The 15,653-nt window shown below is 71.8% G+C and carries 17 protein-coding genes and 1 tRNA gene; 5 read left to right on the top strand and 13 right to left on the bottom strand.

Annotated features, from left to right (window positions below):
• Window positions 1-13: 13 nt before the first annotated feature.
• On the bottom strand, window positions 14-712 hold the full coding sequence (locus ACIB24_RS19915) for a response regulator transcription factor (protein WP_398283935.1): 699 nt from the start codon (window positions 710-712) through the stop codon (window positions 14-16).
• Window positions 713-850: 138 nt separating this feature from the next.
• Here ACIB24_RS19915 and ACIB24_RS19910 point away from each other — a divergent pair, with 138 nt between their 5' ends.
• The 3 genes from ACIB24_RS19910 to der all read left to right on the top strand — a co-directional run bounded on the left by ACIB24_RS19910 (window position 851) and on the right by der (window position 3,734).
• A complete protein-coding gene (locus ACIB24_RS19910; RefSeq protein ID WP_398283934.1) occupies window positions 851-1,465 on the top strand; it encodes a hypothetical protein in 615 nt (204 codons plus the stop codon).
• A gap of 77 nt (window positions 1,466-1,542) precedes the next feature.
• Entirely contained in the window at window positions 1,543-2,274 is a 732-nt protein-coding gene (gene cmk / locus ACIB24_RS19905) for a (d)CMP kinase (protein ID WP_398283933.1), read from the top strand.
• A complete protein-coding gene (gene der, locus ACIB24_RS19900) occupies window positions 2,271-3,734 on the top strand; it encodes a ribosome biogenesis GTPase Der (RefSeq protein WP_398283932.1) in 1,464 nt (487 codons plus the stop codon). The genes cmk and der overlap by 4 nt, the downstream gene beginning before the upstream one ends.
• Before the next feature lie 93 nt (window positions 3,735-3,827).
• On the opposite strand, the gene ACIB24_RS19895 is transcribed toward der, so the two are convergent.
• Genes ACIB24_RS19895 through ACIB24_RS19875 form a run of 5 tightly spaced genes read right to left on the bottom strand, consistent with a single transcriptional unit; the run spans window position 3,828 to window position 7,796 of the window.
• Window positions 3,828-4,676 (bottom strand): GNAT family N-acetyltransferase, encoded by an 849-nt coding sequence (locus ACIB24_RS19895; RefSeq protein ID WP_398283931.1) that lies wholly within the window; start codon window positions 4,674-4,676, stop codon window positions 3,828-3,830.
• Between the two features lie 51 nt (window positions 4,677-4,727).
• A complete protein-coding gene (locus ACIB24_RS19890) occupies window positions 4,728-5,792 on the bottom strand; it encodes an ABC transporter ATP-binding protein (RefSeq protein WP_398283930.1) in 1,065 nt (354 codons plus the stop codon).
• Complete coding sequence (locus ACIB24_RS19885) at window positions 5,789-6,607, bottom strand: ABC transporter permease (RefSeq protein WP_398283929.1); 819 nt, start codon at window positions 6,605-6,607, stop codon at window positions 5,789-5,791. Before ACIB24_RS19885 ends, ACIB24_RS19890 begins: the two co-directional genes overlap by 4 nt.
• Complete coding sequence (modA, locus tag ACIB24_RS19880; RefSeq protein ID WP_398283928.1) at window positions 6,604-7,383, bottom strand: molybdate ABC transporter substrate-binding protein; 780 nt, start codon at window positions 7,381-7,383, stop codon at window positions 6,604-6,606. Before modA ends, ACIB24_RS19885 begins: the two co-directional genes overlap by 4 nt.
• An 8-nt stretch (window positions 7,384-7,391) precedes the next feature.
• Window positions 7,392-7,796, bottom strand: a complete 405-nt coding sequence (locus tag ACIB24_RS19875; RefSeq protein ID WP_398283927.1) for a molybdopterin-binding protein — start codon at window positions 7,794-7,796, stop codon at window positions 7,392-7,394.
• Window positions 7,797-7,904: 108 nt separating this feature from the next.
• Between ACIB24_RS19875 and ACIB24_RS19870 the strand changes: the two genes are divergently transcribed.
• Entirely contained in the window at window positions 7,905-8,738 is an 834-nt protein-coding gene (locus ACIB24_RS19870; RefSeq protein ID WP_398283926.1) for an aldo/keto reductase, read from the top strand.
• Window positions 8,739-8,759: 21 nt separating this feature from the next.
• Window positions 8,760-9,455, top strand: coding sequence for a haloacid dehalogenase type II (locus tag ACIB24_RS19865; protein WP_398283925.1), 696 nt, complete (start codon window positions 8,760-8,762; stop codon window positions 9,453-9,455).
• Here ACIB24_RS19865 and ACIB24_RS19860 read toward each other — a convergent pair.
• The 7 genes from ACIB24_RS19860 to ACIB24_RS19830 form a co-directional block, all read right to left on the bottom strand.
• Window positions 9,385-9,873, bottom strand: a complete 489-nt coding sequence (locus ACIB24_RS19860) for a response regulator (protein WP_398283923.1) — start codon at window positions 9,871-9,873, stop codon at window positions 9,385-9,387. The two genes, ACIB24_RS19865 and ACIB24_RS19860, sit on opposite strands and share 71 nt — an antisense overlap.
• Window positions 9,873-11,066: a sensor histidine kinase gene (locus ACIB24_RS19855; RefSeq protein WP_398283921.1), complete on the bottom strand. Its 1,194-nt coding sequence runs from the start codon at window positions 11,064-11,066 to the stop codon at window positions 9,873-9,875. Before ACIB24_RS19855 ends, ACIB24_RS19860 begins: the two co-directional genes overlap by 1 nt.
• A 1-nt stretch (window position 11,067) precedes the next feature.
• Window positions 11,068-12,513, bottom strand: a complete 1,446-nt coding sequence (locus ACIB24_RS19850; RefSeq protein ID WP_398283919.1) for a hypothetical protein — start codon at window positions 12,511-12,513, stop codon at window positions 11,068-11,070.
• Between the two features lie 34 nt (window positions 12,514-12,547).
• Window positions 12,548-14,353, bottom strand: coding sequence for a diguanylate cyclase (locus ACIB24_RS19845; protein ID WP_398283917.1), 1,806 nt, complete (start codon window positions 14,351-14,353; stop codon window positions 12,548-12,550).
• A 170-nt stretch (window positions 14,354-14,523) separates the two neighbouring features.
• A complete protein-coding gene (locus ACIB24_RS19840; protein WP_398283915.1) occupies window positions 14,524-14,991 on the bottom strand; it encodes a GGDEF domain-containing protein in 468 nt (155 codons plus the stop codon).
• Between the two features lie 96 nt (window positions 14,992-15,087).
• Window positions 15,088-15,161 (bottom strand) — tRNA-Pro (locus tag ACIB24_RS19835).
• Between the two features lie 83 nt (window positions 15,162-15,244).
• Entirely contained in the window at window positions 15,245-15,622 is a 378-nt protein-coding gene (locus ACIB24_RS19830) for a DoxX family protein (RefSeq protein ID WP_398283913.1), read from the bottom strand.
• Window positions 15,623-15,653: the final 31 nt, after the last annotated feature.

The following is a 15,653-nucleotide window of genomic DNA, read 5'->3' as shown; positions in this document are numbered from 1 at the left end:
CTCCACGGTCGGCTCAGGATTCGGGTGGGCGCACGACATAGCCGAACCCGCGGACGGTGTGCAGCAACGGATCGTGACCGGTGTCGACCTTGCGTCGCAGCTGGCTGACGAACTTCTCCACCACCCCGGCGTCGCCGCCGAAGTCGTACTGCCAGATCGCCTCCAGCAGTTGCTGTTTGGACAGCACCCGACCGGCGTTGCGCACCAGGTGCTCAAGCAGCCGGTATTCGGTGGGGGACAGGTCGATCCGGGCGCCCGCGCGGGTCACCTCGTGGGCGTGCTCGCGGATCACGAGGTCGGCGACCTGCAGCTGCGGCTCGGTGGCCGGGGGTTGGGCGCGGCGCAGCACGGCGCCCACGCGGGCCACGAGTTCGGCGATGTGGAACGGCTTGGTCAGGTAGTCGTCGCCGCCCAGGGCGAACCCGGTCAACCGGTCGTCCACGGAGTCCTTCGCGGTAAGGAACACGACGGCCACGCCCGGGTGATGGGCCCGGGCGTGGGCCCCTACCTCGAAGCCCGAGCCCTCGGGCAACATCACGTCCAACAGCAGGAGGTCGGGGGCCGGGGCACGGGTCAGGGCCTCCCGGGCCTGCGCGGTGGTGCCCACGGCGGTCACGTCGTAGCCGGCGAAGGTCAGGGCCCGTACGACGATCTCCCGGATGGCCGGCTCGTCCTCCAGCACCAGCACGCGTGGGGCCGTCTCCACCGCCATCCGGCCAGTCTGCCGCACCGGCCGGCCCTGAACCTGACGGTCCGCTGACGGTTCGCCGACGATCCTCTCGGCGGCCCGGGCAGCGCCGGCGGGGGCGGGAACCCGGGGATCCGCAGGGCGGCGCCCCAGGCTCGTTCCATGATCCTCCGCCGGTTCCTGCCTACCCGTCGCCGACGTCTGGTGCTCGTCACCGCTCTGACCGTGGGGCTGGCCCTCGGTGCGGTGCTGGTCGTCGGGGCGGTCGCGGCCGGGCGGGCCGAGCACCGCATCGAGACGGCGCTCAGCACTCGCCTCGGCCCGGGGGTGGAGGCGCACGTGTCCATCCCCACGGCCCTGCGAGCGCTGGTGGGCCGGTCGAGTCCGCAGGTCGAGGTGCTCCTGCCCTGGGACGACCTTGCGCGCCTGGGGGTCGCCCGTCGGTCGGGGCGGGACGGCGCCGCCGTCCCGGCCCTGCGCGCAGCCCGGGGCGGCCTGGAGCTGGAGAGGCCCACGCCGTTCGGGCCCGTCACCGTGTTCCTGAAACCGCAGGTCGACGGCACGACACTGTCATTCGAGGTGGCTTCCGTGGGCCTGGCGGGCCAGTCGCTGGGTGGGGCGGCGGTCGAGCGGCTCACCGGTCGGATGGAGTTGCCCGCCGTGGACGTGGCGGCCCTGCTGCCGGATCGCGTGCGGGTGCATGGGCTGGCCGTCGAACCCGACGGGCTCCGCCTGGAGGTCGGCGTGCCGTCCCAAAGCACAGGAAACCGGCCCTGACCGCATCGATGTCTGTGCTTTGGGCTGGCACGCCGACCGGCCGGGCGGGTCTGTTTCGGCTGGTAGATTGGACTCCCGTGGAGATCTCCGAATTGCCGCGCCCCCTGGTGATCGCCGTCGACGGTCCGTCCGGCTCGGGGAAGTCCAGCGTCTCCCGCGAGGTCGCCCGCCGCCTGGGTCTGGAGTACCTCGACACGGGGGCCATGTACCGGGCCGCGACGTGGAGCGTGTTGGAGGCCGGGGTCGACCTGGCCGACCAGGCCGCCGTCGCTCAGGCCGTACGCGACCTCGACCTGAGGATGGGCACCGACCCTGCGGCGCCCGGCGTCCACGTCGGCTCCACCGACGTGGCCGGGCCGATCCGCGAGACCCGCATCTCCAGCCAGGTCAGCGCCGTGGCCACCAACCTCGAGGTCAGGGCCGAGCTGAAGCGCCGCCAGCGCGAGCTGATCGAAGGAGCCCGCGACGGTGTCCGCTCCGGCGTCGTGGCCGAGGGCCGCGACATCACCACGGTCGTCGCGCCCGACGCGGACGTCCGCATCCTGCTCACCGCCAGCGAGGAGGCCCGGCTGGCCCGGCGCGCCCGCGAGCTGCACGGTGCCGCCGAGGCCCACCACCTCGAGGCGACCCGCGACCAGGTGTTGCGCCGCGACCGCGACGACGCCACGGTGTCGAGCTTCCACGTGGCCGCCGACGGCGTGCTGCAACTCGACTCCTCCGAGCTGGACTTCGAGCAGACCGTGCAGGCCGTGCTCCAGGCGATCGCCGCGACGGTGGGTACGCGGCAGGGAGATCCGGTCTCGCGATGAGTGACGGACCTGATGAGGTCCTGGAAGTCGATGCCCCCGACATCAGCTCGGCGCTGCGCGGTGGGCTCGACGACTACGACCTGACCGACGAGGACTACGCCCTCATCGAGGGGGAGACCGACCTCGACGCCGAGGGGGCCGAAGCCCCGCTGCCCGTGCTGGCCGTCGTGGGCCGTCCCAACGTGGGCAAGTCGACGCTGGTCAACCGCGTGCTGGGCCGCCGCGAGGCCGTCGTCCAGGACGTGCCCGGCGTCACCCGCGACCGCGTCACGTACCGCACCGAGTGGTCGGGGCGCGAGTTCGCGGTCGTCGACACCGGCGGCTGGGAGACGGACGTGCGCGGGCTCGCCGCGCGCGTCGCCGAGCAGTCGGAGATCGCGATCGAACTGGCCGACGCGGTCCTCTTCGTCGTGGACGCCACCGTCGGGGCCACCGCCACCGACGAGGCGGTCGTGAAGTTGTTGCGCCGCAGCAAGAAACCCGTCGTGCTGGCCGCGAACAAGGTGGACGACGAGCGCGGCGAACTCGAGGCCGCGAGCCTCTGGGGGTTGGGACTGGGGGAGCCGTACCCGGTGTCGGCGCTGCACGGCCGCGGCTCGGGTGACCTGCTCGACGCCGTGCTCGCCGCGCTGCCCAAGGAATCCGCCGTCGGGGAGGTCTACAACGACGGCCTGCGCCGGGTCGCGCTGCTGGGGCGCCCGAACGTCGGCAAGTCCAGCCTGCTGAACAGCCTGGTCGGCAAGGAGCGGGTCGTCGTCGACGCGGTCGCCGGCACCACCCGGGACCCGGTCGACGAGGTCGTCGAGATCAACGGTCGGCCGTGGCGTTTCGTCGACACCGCGGGTCTGCGCCGGCGCGTGCACCAGACGCAGGGCGCCGACTTCTACGCCTCGCTGCGCACGCAGGCCGCGCTCGAGAAGGCGGAGGTGGCCGTCGTCCTGCTCGACTCGAGCGAGCCGTTGTCCGAGCAGGACACCCGGGTGATCCAGATGGTCGTGGACGCCGGGCGCGCCCTGGTCCTCGCCTACAACAAGTGGGACCTGATGGACGACGAGCGCCGCCGCTACCTGGAGCGCGAGTTCGAACTCGACCTCAACCAGGTCACGTGGGCGCCGCGGATCAACATCTCGGCCAAGACCGGCTGGCACACCAACCGTCTCGTCAACGCGCTCGACACGTCGCTCGCGTCGTGGGAGACCCGCGTCCCGACCGCCCGGCTGAACCAGTTGCTGGCGCAGATCATGCAGAGTCACCCGCACCCCGTGCGCGGCGGCAAGCAGCCCCGCATCCTGTTCGGCACCCAGGCCGGCACCCGCCCGCCGCGGTTCGTGCTGTTCACCAGCGGCTTCTTCGAGGCCGGGTACCGCCGCTACATCGAGCGCCGCCTGCGCGAGGAGTTCGGCTTCGAGGGCACCCCGATCCAGGTCTCGGTCCGGGCCCGGGAGAAGCGCAAGCGCTGACGGCCGGCTCATACTCCCGGTATCCACCAATTCGGCGGCCGTCGGAGGCCCAGATCGGTGGTTCACGGGAGGATGAGCTGAGCGGGTGGCTGGTCAGCCGAACCGGGCCATGATCGCGTCACCGATCGGGCGGTACCCGATCCGCTCGTACAGCGGGCCGGAGGTCGGGTTGGCCAGGTCGGCGTAGAGCGCCACCGTGGCGGCGTCGCGCAGGGCGAGGTTCGTGGCGGCCGACACGAGGGCACCCGCGTAGCCCCGACCGCGGTGCTCGGGCGGCGTGTAGACCGGGCCGACGCGGCAGACGCCGACGGCGGGATGGGTCAGCCCGAGCAGGCAGCGCGCCGAGGCGCCGTCCTCCCAGAGGAACAGTCGCCGGGTCAGCAGCCGCGTGCGGGTGAGGGCCTCGCCGTCGTCCCACGGTTCGTCGGGCATCGCCTCGGCATGGAACGCGGCCAGCCAGGCCACGAGCAGGTCGAGATCCGGCTCGCCGGCCCGGCGCATGGCGCCTACCGCCTGCGGGACCCGGCCCGGTGGAACGGGTTCGGTGATCTCGTACAACCGTTCCCGCAGAGTCACTTCCGTCGGTTGTCCGGTCGTCTCCGTCCAGGCCTCGAGGAACGCCAACGCCAAGGGTTCGTCGCCGGTCAGCCCCGGCAGTGGCAGCGCGGCGAGGGCCGCGGCCAGGGCTCGGGCGACGGCGTCGACCTCGGCCATCGTGGGGGAGAGGAACAGGTTCCACGGGGGCGTCCACATCCCGACCGCCACCGGCTCGCGGCCGTCGAGCACGAGCACCCAGCGTTCACCGTCCGCAGGGCGACGGCGGTCGTTCAGGATCTCGTCGAGGAAGCTGGCCGGCACGTTGCAGGCGACCGGGTGCCGCCGGAGTACGTCACGGGCCAACGGTGCGAACGCGAACGGGTCGTCGTAGACGGTGGCGAGCACGCGGCCAGTCTGGAGCATCGATGCTGCGTTTGCGCATGATCACCGGGCGGGTCAGCCGGGGTAGGCGGTGATCTCGGTGGCCTTCGCCGACAGCCACACCGCGGATCCTTCGTGCAGGCCCAGCTCGGCCACTGCCGCGGGGGTGACGTCGACCAGGGCGGGTGGGGCGGCGTCGACGGTCAGGCGGACCCGGTCGGTGAGCAGTTCCATGCCCGTCACCGTCCCGGGCCACACGTTGCGCGGTGACCCCTCCGGCCGCGCGGAGTGGACCGAGATCGCCGTCGGGGCGAGCACCGCCAGAACATGCGTGCCGACCGGCTCCGGGGTGGACGCGAAAAGCGTTGTGCCGGAATCGAGTGCGATGGTGTCCCGGCCGACCAGCCGGCCCCGGTACAGGTTCAGCCCGACCAGCCGGGCCACGTAGTCGGTGGCCGGGCGCCGGGCCACGTCCTGCGGTGGTCCGGACTGCACGACGCGCCCGCCCTCGAGCACCAGCAGCCGGTCGGCCAGCACCAGTGCGTCGAGCGGGTCGTGCGTCACGACCACCGCGGGGCCTGCGAACGAGCGCAGCGTGCGGCGCAACAGGTCACGCACGTCCAGGCGGGTGCGCGCGTCGAGGGCGGCGAGCGGTTCGTCGAGCAGCAGCATCCGCGGTCGGGCGGACAGCGCCCGGGCCAGTGCGACCCGCTGCGCCTGCCCGCCCGACAACCGGTGGGGACGACGCCCGGCGAGGTCCGCCGTCCCGGTCGCCTCGAGCCACGGCTCGGCCGCCGCCCGGCTCTCGGCCCGCCCGGCGCCGTGGGCGCGCGCCGCGAAGGCCACGTTGTCGCGGACCGTCAGGTGCGGGAAGAGCCGGTAGTCCTGGAACACGACCCCCGTCGTGCGGTCGGTGGGCGGGACGAACACGCCCGCGCCGACGTCGTCCCACACCTCACCGCCCACGGCCAGCCGGCCCTCGTCCAGGGCCTGCAGCCCGGCCAGCGCGCGCAGCAGGGTGGTCTTCCCGGCGCCGTTGGGCCCGAGCACCACGAGCGTCTCACCGTCGGCCACGTCGACGTCGACCGACAGCTCGAAGGTTCCGCGCCGGACGACGACCCGCGCCGCGAGCGCGTTCACGCCGCACCCAGCGGGCGCAGCCAACGGTCGCGCAGCAGCAGGAGCACGGCCACCGACAGCGTGAGGAGCACGAGGCTGAGGGCGATGGCCGCGTCGGTGTCGTTCTCCAACGCCAGGTACACCGCCAGCGGCATGGTCTGCGTGCTGCCCGGGAAGTTGCCCGCGAAGGTGATGGTGGCGCCGAACTCGCCGAGCGCGCGGGCCCAGGCGAGCACGCTGCCCGCGACCAGGCTGGGGGCGATCAACGGTAACGTCACCCGGCGGAACGTCGCGAACGGCCGTGAGCCGAGCGTGGCCGCGGCCTCCACCAGCCCGGCGTCCGCCGAGCGCAGCGCCCCCTCGACGGTCACCACGAGAAACGGCATGGCGACGAAGGTTTCGGCCACCACGACGCCCGCGGTGGTGAACGGCAGGGTGAGCCCGAACCACGAATCCAGGTACTGCCCGACGAGCCCGCGCCGACCGAGGGCCAGGAGCAGCGCCACCCCGCCGACGACCGGGGGCAGGACCAGAGGCAACGTGACCAGGGCCCGCAGCAGGGCCACCCCGCGCCAGCGCGCCGTCGCCAGCACGTAGGCCAGCGGCACGCCGATCAGCAACGACACGAGCGTCGCGAGCGACGCGCAGATCAGGGACAACCGGAGGGCCTCGCGCACCGGCGGTTCCGCGAGCAGATGGGGCAGCCCGCGCCACGGCGTGCGCTGGAGCAGGCCGAGCACCGGGACGAGCAGGAACAGGACGGCGACCAGCGCCGGGACGGCGAGCGGCCAGGGAACCCGGCCACCCGCCGTCCTCGCCCGCCGGTCGCGGGTCATCGGGTGGTGAAGCCGGCCTCGGACAGCTCCGCCCGCCCGGCCGGCGACGTCACGTAGTCGACGAAAGCCTGCGCCAGGGCGCTGTTCCGGGACCCGGTGAGCGTGGCGATCGGGTAGTCCGTCGAGGCGTTGACGGCGTCGGGGATGAGCACGCCCTCGATCTCGTCGCCGGCCGATCTCACGTCGGTCACGTAGACGACGCCCGCGTCGGCCTCGCCGAGGCCGACCTTCTGCAGCGTGGACTTCACGTCGACCTCGTCGGAGACCGCCTTGACCGTGATCTTCGCGTTGGCCAGGACCTGTCGGGCGGTCGCGCCGCAGGGCACGGTCGCGGCGCACAGGACGACCTTCACACCCTTGCGGGCCAGGTCGTCGACGGAGTCGATCTTCGCGGGGTTGCCCTGGGGGACGGCGATCTCCATCGTGTTGGTCGCGAACACGACCGACCGGCCGGCGGCCTGCGCATCGCTCACCTGCGTCATGTTCTTCGGCGACGCGGAGGCGAACACGTCGGCCGGGGCGCCGTTCACGATCTGCGTGGCCAGACCGGAACTCGGGCCGAAGTTGAACCTCACCGTCGTGCCCGGGTGCCCGCTCTCGAACTGCCGGCCCAGCGCGGTGAACGACTCGGTCAGCGAGGCGGCCGCGAAGACGGTGATGGTTCCGGACAGCGGGCCGGACGGGTTGTCGGCCGGGGAACCGCCGCTCGAGCTCCCGCCGCAGGCGGTGAGCGTCAGGGCGGCGACGGCCACGGAGGCGCTCAGGATTCGACGCATGATTCCCCTCAGGGTTCGGGTAGTTCGACGACGACGTTGGTGGACTTCACGCTGGCGGCGGCCAGGACGCCGGGTTCGAGGCCGAGCTCGTCGGCCGCCTCCCGGCTCATCAGGGACACGACGCGGAACGGCCCGGCCTGGATCTCGACCTGGGCCATGACCGTGTCGCGCACGACGCGGGTGACGAGGCCGGTGAACCGGTTGCGGGCCGAGCTGGGGCGGGGCGCCTCGTCGGGTTGGGGGGAGGCGGCGGCCAGGTCGGTCGCGAAGGCGGCCAGGTCCGCCCCGTCGACCACTCGTCGTCCGGCCTCGTCGGTGGACGACCGCAGCCGCCCGGAGTCGAGCCACCGGCGCACGGTGTCGTCGCTGACCCCGAGCAGCGTGGCGGCCTGGCGGACGCGGAAGCTGGGCATGACTCGCGATTGTAGCCGCAGATACGGATCAGTGAGGTCTAGTACGCCGCATCTGCGGGGATATGATCTGCATGTGCGCTACCGGGCGGTCCTCGGCAGGGTGTAGGTATGAGCGTTGCGACCATCACCCTGAACAACGGCGTCGAGATCCCGCAGCTGGGGTTCGGCGTGTTCCAGATCAAGCCGCAGGACACGGTCCAGGCGGTCACGACCGCCCTGGAGACCGGCTACCGGCACATCGACACGGCCGAGATGTACGGCAACGAGCGCGAGGTCGGCGAGGCGATCCGGAAGTCCGGCCTCGACCCGGCGGAGGTGTTCGTCACCAGCAAGCTGAACAACGGCTTCCAGACCTACGACGACGCGGCGCGCGCCCTCGACGGGACGCTCGACGCGCTCGGGGTGGAGCGGCTGGACCTGTTCCTGATCCACTGGCCGCTGGCGACGGTCCGCGACTTCACCGAGGCGTGGAAGGCGCTCGAGCAGGGCTACCGGGACGGCAAGGTCCGGGCCATCGGCGTGTCGAACTTCCAGGTCCACCACCTGAACCGGCTGCTGGCCGAGACGACCGTGAAACCGGTGGTGAACCAGATCGAGCTGCACCCGTACCTGACCCAGCCGCAGCTGCGCGCCTACGGTGCCGACCACGACATCGCGATCGAGGCGTGGTCGCCGATCGCCCAGGGCGGGGTTCTCGAGGACCCGACGATCACCGCGATCGCCGAGCGGGTCGGGAAGAGCCCCGCGCAGGTGGTGCTGCGCTGGCACGTGCAGCTCGGCAACATCGTGTTCCCGAAATCGGTCACGCCCGAACGCATCCGGGAGAACTTCGAGATCTTCGACTTCGAACTGACCGACGCCGACGTGACGTCGATCAGCGCGCTGAACAAGGACGAGCGCACCGGTCCCGACCCGGACACGTTCGCCTACGTGCCGCGGTGACCGGCCCGTAGCCTGGCCTTCATGAGCATCACGACGCTCGCCTTCGACGTCCTCGGCACGGTTCTCGACGAGGACGCCGGAATGCGGGCCGCCTGCACCGCGCTCGCCCCCGGCCGGGTCGAGGAGTTGTTCACGAGCTGGAACCGGGCGCGCAGCGCCCGCGCCCGGGCGATGGCCGCCGGGGAGGCGGCGTACACGCCGGGCGCCGCGACCGACCTGGCCGCCCTGCGGACGGCCCTCGCCGACCTGGCGCTCGAACCGGCCGAGGAGGACGTGCGGGCGGCCGGTCGCTTCGGTCACCGGCTCGCCCCGTTCCCGGACTCGCCGCCCGCCTTCGAGCGGTTGTTCCGCCACTACCGGCTCGTGACCCTGACCACGGCGGGCCTGGCGCAGGCGACCGACATGTCGTTCGCGTCGGGGCTTCGCTGGCACATGATGCTGTCGTGCGAGCTCGTCGGGGCCAACAAGCCCGACCCGCGCACCTACCGGTTCCTGCTCGAACGGCTGGAACTGGACCCGGCGGAGGTGTTGTTCGTGGCCGCCCACGAGTACGACGTCGAGGCGGCGGCGACCTTCGGGATGCGGACGGCCTTCGTGGACCGGGTGGGGTTGCCGGCCGACGACCTGGACCGTCTGGCCGAGCGCTTCACGTACGTGACGCCCGATCTGCAGGCTCTGGCCGATCGACTTCTACCGCCGCCCCCGGTGGCTCGTTGACCATCAGCCAGTACATCCCGAGAACGTTGGCGGCGGTGAGGAACTCGCCGAACGTGACCGGCTTGCGGACGAAGCTGTTCGCCCCGAGCCGGTAGCTCTCGGCGATGTCGCGTTCCTCGCTGGACGTGGTCAGCACGATCACCGGCAGCAGTTCGGTGCGCGGATCGGCCCGCAGGCTGCGGATCAGTTCCAGCCCACCGACCCGCGGCATGTTGAGGTCGACCAGGGCGATCAGCGGCCGCAGCGCTTCGCGGCCGTCGGTGGGCAGCAGCAGGTCGCGGGCCTCGGCGCCGTCGCGGGCCACGACGATCTCGTTGACGAAGTTGTTCTTGCGGAAGGCGCGCACGGTGAGGGCGACGTCGTCCGGGTTGTCCTCGACGAGGAGGATCACCTCGGGCCGCGGGAACCGGTCGGGCATCACGCACCTCTCGGGAGGGTGAAGTAGAACGTCGCGCCCTCGCCGGGGGCGGACTCGGCCCAGATGTCGCCCCCGTGCCGCCGGATGATCCGTTTGACGATGGCCAGCCCGATGCCGCTGCCGTCGAAGTCCTCCTGGTGGTGCAACCGCTGGAACGGCTGGAAAAGCTTGGCGGCGAACCGCGGGTCGAACCCCGCGCCGTTGTCCGCGACGACGAACGCCGGCCCGGGCGGTCCGGCCAGGCTCGCGGGCCGGCCGGTCTGGGCCACCCAGCCCACCTTGATCTGCGCGGAATCGCTGCGGGCCGTGAACTTCCAGGCGTTGGCGAGCAGGTTGTGCAGCGCCGCGCGCAGCAGGTGCACGTCGCCCGTCGCGCTGAGCGGCCCGTCGACGACGAGCGAGACTTCGCGGCCGGGCTCCGCGGCCCGCAGGTCGGCCACGATCGAGGTGGCCAGCTCGGCCAGATCGACCGGCTGGCGGTGCAGTTCGGCCCGGGTGGTCCGGGACAGCCGCAGCAGGGACTCGATCAGGGTGTCCATCTTCGTGGCGTTGGCCTGGAGCCGTTCGAGGTAGCCGGTGGCGGTCTCGTCCAGGTCGCCGGCGTAGTCCTCCAGCAGCACCTGGCTGTACCCGTGCAGGGCCCGCAGCGGGGCCCGCAGGTCGTGGGACACGGAGTAGGCGAAGGCGTCGAGTTCCTGGGTGCTGGCGGCCAGCTCGGCGGTGCGCTCCTCGACCCTCTGCTCCAGTTCGGCGTTGAGCAGCCGGACCTCGTCCTCGGCACGCTTGCGGTCGGTGATGTCGGTCGAGATGCCGCAGATCATGTACGCCTTACCGGCGGCGTCCAGCAGCGGGAACTTCACCGTGACGTAGGTGTGCAGGCTGCCGTCCTCACCCGGGGCGACCTCCTCCATCGTCACCGGCCGCCCGCCCAGGATCGCCTGCAGGTCGTTCTCCCGGAACGCGTCGGCCACCTGCCGCGGGAACAGATCGTGGTCGGTGAGGCCGAGCAGTTCCTCGCGACGTACCCCGAAAAGCCTTTCGTACTCGCGATTCACGAGGACGTAACGGCCCTCCAGGTCGCGCACGTAGACGACCGCGGAGGTGTGGTCGAGAAGGGCCAGCAGCTGCTCCGGGCCCATCCGGGCGTCGGGCAGGCCGTGCCGGACCCTCGGGTCGAGGCGGGCGTCACCCATCTCAGTGCCTCCCCGTGGCGTGTTCGTGCAGGTGGGCCGGCGGCCGCAGCTGGGGCAGGCCGGGCGCGGGCAGGCCGAGTTCCTCGGGGGAGAGCGTGGTCCCGCGGAACCGGACCTCGACGTGCTGGTCGCGCAGCCGGGGCAGCCCGGCGATCTCCTCGAGTTCCCGGGCCGGAACGGCTCTCAGCGCCCGCAGCGGGTGGTGGTGGCGGGCGTGGGTGAGCAGTTCCAGGCGCTGCTCGTCCATCCCCGTCGTCCCGACCCGGTTCGACACCACGCCGGGGTCGCCGTAGCCGGACTGGTCCCGATCGCGCTGCGGGTCGAAGAGGAACCGTTTCGACATCCGCAGGTGCACCCCGGCGATCCGCGCGTGCGCGTTCAGCAGCAGGTAGAGCGCGGCCAGCACGGGGTGCTCGTGGACCAGGGCCCGCAGCTCGGCCGGAGTCGCGGCCTCCAGTTGCTGCCCGCCGTCCAGGTCGAGGTGGTCCAGCACCAGTTCCGGTAACGAGGGCCGTTCGAACAGCTCGTAGAGGGCCAGCCGCTCACCGGCCAGCAGGCTCGGGAAGACGGCGCGCAGCATTCGCGGGTACTCGGCCAGGTCGATGCCGAGCAGGAGGTCGCGGATCAGGAACTCCACGTCCTGGGCGCCGCTCGGCGGCACGTCGCCGACCTCCCAGTGCACGGCGAACTGCCGGAACACGTCGAGGAAGAACCCGGTGCGCAGCCCGTCCTCGGGAGGGCGGGCGATGAAGTCCTGGTTGATGCTGCGCAGCAGGTCGATCAGGACGACGGCCCGCGCCACGCTGTTGGCGGCGTACGGGTCGTCGGGGTGGAGGGTGCCGTCGGAGATCGGGTTCAGCAGCGTGTTGGCGGCCTGCTCGACCGCCTCGGACGCCTTGAGTAGGCCCAGGAAGCGCACCTCGTCGGGGGCGCCGGTGTACGTGCGGGCCCGGCCGTCGGCGAACCGGCTGCGGACGCTGACGAGCGTGGCCCCGGCGACCTCGACGTCACAGGGCGGCAGGTTCCAGCGCACCAGGCTGGAGAAGGTGTCGCGGTGCGCGTGCCCGGTGCCGGTGCGGTCGGCGATCTCGCCGAAGTACTGGCGGAAACTGCGCCCGTCGGCCGTCACGAGTCCGTCGAACGCTGCCGCCGGAGTGGCCCGATGCGCCTCGTCGGCCTCCTGGTAGTGCCGGGCCACCGAGGCCCCGGCCAGGCCCAGGCTGACGACCAGCTGCTCGCAGCGGGCGACGGTCAACTCGCGCGGATCGGGCAGATCGGGCAGGACGGCGTGCGCCAGCTCCGCGGGGAAGGTGGACCCGGGGCGGGTGCCGGCCAGGATCTCCCGGTTGAGGTCGGGCAGGCGCCGCAGCGCCCACCGGTTCACCCGATCGACCTGCTCGGCCGCGCGGGCCCGCCCGGAGCCAGGGGCTGCCGCTGCGCTCGACACCCCGGCAGTCTAACTGCTTAAAGTGAGCATGTGATTACTCATTGTGGATGAGTCGTGGGACGTCATCCACCACGGCCTGGCGGCCCACGGGTAGGCCGGCCGCCCGGCGGGCCTCCTTACCGGCCCGTTTCACCTCGTACATGTGCTTGTCAGCGACGGCCATCGCCGAATCGATGTCGCCGTTCGCCGGGATCTGGGCCCGTCCGATGCTGACCCCGACGGCCACGGTCCCGCCGTCCGAACGGCGTTTGGGCACCGGGGTGCAGACGGCCTGGGAGACCCGCGCCACCGCGTACTCGAGCTCGGCCGGTTCCTCGGTGTCGACGGTGAGCACGGCCACGAACTCGTCGCCGCCGAGCCGGCAGAGCAGGTCGTCGGGACGCACCGCACGAACCAGTCGCTGGGCGGCCGCGCGGAGGACGTCGTCACCCTGGTCGTGGCCGTAGGTGTCGTTGATCTCCTTGAACCCGTCGAGGTCCATGTAGAGCAGCCAGCGGGTGGCCCGCCCCGCGACCACGGCCTCCGGGGGCGCCGCGGCGACGGCCCGGTCCAGGCCGGACCGGTTGAGCAGGCCGGTGAGCGGGTCGTGGTCGGCGTCGTGCTGCAGTCGGGCCGCCTGCGCCTGCACAGCGATGACGTTGGCGTGGAGGACCTCGCCGAACGGGCCCGGCGCGGCGGAGTCGAGGGCGGGGTCGTCCATCCGGCCGTCGGCGATCGCCTGGGCCTGGGCGTTCACGTGCAGCAGGGTCGCGGCGCTGCCCTCGAGGGCGGCGGCCAGCTGGGTCAGCTCGTCGCGGCCGACCACCGGGACCGGTGGGCCGTCCAGGCGCCCGCGGGTCAGCTCGCCCGCGCGGCGGTTGAGTTGCCGCAGCGGCGACAGGATCGAGCGCAGGGCGGCCATCGCCAGCAGGAACGTCAGGAGCAGAGTGGCCCCGGCGATCCACAGGGCGACCCGTTCCCGGTGGTGGGCCTCCTCGGCTGTCCTGCGGATGGATTCCGAGGCCTGGTCCTGCACGAGTTTGACGTTGACGTCCTCCTCGTCGGAGACCGCCAGGGCGCCGAGCCCGGCCTTGGCCACCTGGCTGCCGTCGAGGGGGGCGTGCCGTCCCTCGGCGATCTTCACGGCCAGTGCCACGGAGGCCACGTACTTCTTGAAGTTCTCTCCGTCGATGATGGCTTGGATCTTCTGCCGAGTGCTCTCGTCGGTGCCGAAGCTCGACCGGATGACGGCCTGCTCGCGAGCCCCCGACAGGACCGAGAGCTCCGAGGCTGACACGAAGTGGTACCCGGCCAGCATGGGTAGCAGGGCGCTGACCTCGTAGTAGCGCGTGCGGTAGATCTCGATGACGCCCTGGTAGAGGGCCCAGGTGAAGTCGGTGAACTGGAGGAAGAGCTCGGTCAGGGCGTCGTCGGCCGCCGTGCGGGCGACCTTCAGACGCTTGATCGCCGCGGCACCGGTGTTTCCGGACGTGACCACCCGGAGCGCGTGGATCTCCTCCTCGAACGCCTGCCGGGCGTCCGTGGGAACCGCCGAACCCTGCCTGATCATCAGCTTCTCGAGGGCGGTGGCGGCGTCGTTGGCCCGCTTGTTGATCAGGTTGTACGTGGAGTTCAGGGCCAGCTGGGTGATCAGCGGCATGCCCGGTCTCGGCTTCAGTCCGTGCGCGATCATCTCCGGAGCCACCACCGTGCCCTGCAGGACGGCGACCGTCCGCAGCAGTTGGGCCCGGACCAGTGACTGGGAGGCCCGGTCCCCGGTGTCCCGGGCGTCCTTGATCTGAGTACCGAGGACGCCGACCAGGGCGAGCAGCGGTACGCCGATCGTGATGAGGAGCCTCACCGGGATCGGCAGCCGTCTGCTCAGACCTGCCCGCACTGGTCGTTCTTCGTCAGCCGAAGGGGGTCGCTTGATCGGCCGAACAGGGTCACTCCGGACGTCACGCCGGGTAGGCGATTGGGCCTTTCGGGTGCCTGGTCAGGGCGGCCCTCCGGACGTTCTCGGCTTTGTGATCACGCGTGGTAGCTCGCAGCGGGGACCGGCGGCGCGCTCTTCCGGGCCCCCCGGGTGGCCTGCTTGGCCTCGTACATCTGGCGGTCGGCCGCCTTCATGGCGACGTCCACGGAGGACCCGGGCACGATGAGGGCGCGTCCGATGCTCACCCCGACCGCGACGCTCTCACCGCCCGACCCGCGCCTGGGCACGGGCGCGCACACCGCTTCCCGGAGGCGGTCCGAGGCGTGCTCGAGTTCGCCGGGCTCGGCGGTGTCGATCGTCAGCACGGCGACGAACTCGTCCCCACCGATCCGGCAGAGCAGGTCATCGGCGCCCACGGCGCGCCGCAGCCGCCGGGCGGCGGTCCGCAGGACGTCGTCCCCCTGGTCGTGCCCGTAGGTGTCGTTGATCTCCTTGAAGCCGTCGAGGTCGAGGTAGAACAGGCAGCGGATCGCTCTGCCCTCGTGCGCCAGGCGAACATCCACCCGCGCAAGCGCCACCGCATCCTGGAGAACCCACGAAGCGAAACAGGCCGAACCCGTAGGTTCGGCCTGTTTCGGATGTCTTGCGACATCACAGAGTCGGGCTGACAGGATTTGAACCTGCGACCCCCTGACCCCCAGTCAGGTGCGCTACCAAACTGCGCTACAGCCCGAAACAACTCGGCAAGGCTACACCAGCCGGGTGATCGCTCCGACCGGCGGCCCGCCCGGGGCGCCGAGGTTCAGGGGCCGAGGCTCAGGTGAACGAGTGCGGCCCGAACCGGCCCCACGCCACGAACGCGGCCAGGGCCAGCAGGACGACGTTGACCACGATCATCGGCGTCTCGCCCCGGCGGGCGTGCGTGATGATCGCCCCGATCATCAGTAGCACCAGCCCGGTGGCGGCCAGCGGCGTCAGGATCTCGGCGAAGCCCAGCAGCGGGGGCCCGACCAGCCCGATCGCCGCCAGCACCTCGAGCACCCCGATCAGCTTGATCACCGGCGGCGCGAAGTCCTCGACGTAGCCCATGCCGCCCGCGATCAGCTTCTCGGCGGGCTGGGCGATCTTCATCAGGCCGGCGCCGGCGAAGGCGACGGCCAGGGCAGCCGCGACGACCCACAGGACCACGTTCATGCAGGGCTCCTCAAGCAGTAGAAGGTTGATG

The organism is Spongisporangium articulatum, assembly GCF_044465595.1.
Taxonomy (GTDB): domain Bacteria; phylum Actinomycetota; class Actinomycetes; order Actinomycetales; family Kineosporiaceae; genus Spongisporangium; species Spongisporangium articulatum.
Note: the sequence above shows the minus strand (reverse complement) of the source record. Positions and strands in the feature narration are given on the sequence as shown.

Bases quoted from the DNA above. Each gene is read 5' to 3' on its own strand.
- ACIB24_RS19910 (WP_398283934.1), top strand. From the start codon at position 851: ATGATCCTCCGCCGGTTCCTGCCTACCCGTCGCCGACGTCTGGTGCTC.
- ACIB24_RS19915 (WP_398283935.1), bottom strand. From the start codon at position 712: ATGGCGGTGGAGACGGCCCCACGCGTGCTGGTGCTGGAGGACGAGCCG.
- ACIB24_RS19865 (WP_398283925.1), top strand. From the start codon at position 8,760: ATGAGCATCACGACGCTCGCCTTCGACGTCCTCGGCACGGTTCTCGAC.
- ACIB24_RS19870 (WP_398283926.1), top strand. From the start codon at position 7,905: ATGAGCGTTGCGACCATCACCCTGAACAACGGCGTCGAGATCCCGCAG.
- der (WP_398283932.1), top strand. From the start codon at position 2,271: ATGAGTGACGGACCTGATGAGGTCCTGGAAGTCGATGCCCCCGACATC.
- ACIB24_RS19855 (WP_398283921.1), bottom strand. From the start codon at position 11,066: ATGGGTGACGCCCGCCTCGACCCGAGGGTCCGGCACGGCCTGCCCGAC.
- ACIB24_RS19885 (WP_398283929.1), bottom strand. From the start codon at position 6,607: ATGACCCGCGACCGGCGGGCGAGGACGGCGGGTGGCCGGGTTCCCTGG.
- ACIB24_RS19830 (WP_398283913.1), bottom strand. From the start codon at position 15,622: ATGAACGTGGTCCTGTGGGTCGTCGCGGCTGCCCTGGCCGTCGCCTTC.
- modA (WP_398283928.1), bottom strand. From the start codon at position 7,383: ATGCGTCGAATCCTGAGCGCCTCCGTGGCCGTCGCCGCCCTGACGCTC.
- ACIB24_RS19860 (WP_398283923.1), bottom strand. From the start codon at position 9,873: ATGCCCGACCGGTTCCCGCGGCCCGAGGTGATCCTCCTCGTCGAGGAC.
- ACIB24_RS19875 (WP_398283927.1), bottom strand. From the start codon at position 7,796: ATGCCCAGCTTCCGCGTCCGCCAGGCCGCCACGCTGCTCGGGGTCAGC.